This is a genomic window from Pollutimonas rozaliensis (genome assembly GCF_048751585.1).
Lineage (GTDB): Bacteria > Pseudomonadota > Gammaproteobacteria > Burkholderiales > Burkholderiaceae_B.
This window is the reverse complement of the sequence record NZ_JAZHOB010000021.1, coordinates 1-1,315: the sequence shown is the minus strand read 5'-3', so window position 1 is coordinate 1,315 and position 1,315 is coordinate 1. Positions and strand designations below refer to the sequence as shown.

The 1,315-nt window shown below is 62.0% G+C and carries 1 protein-coding gene; it reads left to right on the top strand.

Annotated elements, in window-relative coordinates:
* The first annotated feature begins 53 nt into the window (after window positions 1-53).
* Complete coding sequence (locus V0R37_RS21785; protein WP_420376513.1) at window positions 54-1,304, top strand: IS256 family transposase; 1,251 nt, start codon at window positions 54-56, stop codon at window positions 1,302-1,304.
* Window positions 1,305-1,315: the final 11 nt, after the last annotated feature.

Here is a 1,315-nt window from a genome sequence, read left to right as displayed (position 1 = left end):
GGGCCTGTCAGTAATTTCGTGTTCAAGGCATAACATGCGTCCAAGGAGCATTTATGCCACGCAACCCGAAGTCCAAGCTGGCGGATCTGCCGGCTATTCCCCGTGAGCTGTTGGCGTCGTTCGGTGACGGCCCGATGACGGCCGAAGCGATCAACGCCGCCTCACTGGCCTTCAAGAAGGCCCTGATCGAGCGTGCGCTCAGCGGTGAGATGAACCATCACCTGGGCTACCCCAGCGGTGCCGCCAAGCCCGCCGATGTCGCCAACCAGCGCAACGGCAAGGGAGCCAAGACGGTACTCACCGGGGAAGGCCCTGTGCGTATCGAGGTACCGCGCGATCGCGACGGCAGCTTCACTCCGCTGCTTATCCCGAAGCACGAGCGGCGTTTCACGGGCTTTGACGACAAGATTGTCGCCATGTACGCCCGAGGCATGACGGTGCGCGAGATCCAGGGATTTTTGCTGGAGCAATACGCCACCGAAGTCTCGCCCGAGTTCATCAGCTCGGTGACCGATGAGGTCATGGCCGAGGTCACTGCCTGGCAGTCCCGGCCCCTGGAACCCATGTATCCGGTCGTGTTCTTCGACGCGCTGCGAGTCAAGATCCGCGAGGACGCCGTCGTACGCAACAAGGCCATCTACCTGGCGCTGGGCGTGTTGCCAGACGGATCGAGGGAGATCCTGGGCCTTTGGATCGAAGGCACCGAAGGCGCCAAGTTCTGGATGAAGGTCTTCAACGATCTGAAGACGCGAGGCGTGGGAGATATCCTGATCGCCGTGACCGACGGCCTGAAGGGCATGCCCGAGGCCCTGGGCGCAGTATTCCCCGCGACCACGCTGCAAACCTGCATCGTGCACCTGATCCGCAACAGCCTCGATTACGCCACCTGGAAGGATCGCAAGGCGCTTGCCGCGGCGATCCGGCCCATCTACACGGCCGCGAGTGCTGAGGCGGCCCAGGCCGAGCTCGATGCCTTTTCTGAAGGCCCATGGGGTCAGAAATTCCCGACGATCCGCGCCGCGTGGCGCAGCGCCTGGGACCGCGTGATTCCCTTCTTCGCATTTCCGCCGGAAGTGCGCCGGGTGATCTATACGACCAATGCCATCGAGAGCATCAACGCCCAGTTGCGCAAGATTATCAAGACCCGCGGGCACTTCCCGTCTGAGGACGCCGCCGCCAAGCTCATCTGGCTGGCCCTGCGCAATATCACCGCAGACTGGGGACGGCCTGCTCGCGACTGGAAGCAGGCCATGAACCAATTCGCTATCCTCTATGAGGATCGGTTTATCAGACCTTCCGTGTAAGTCTTAATCCC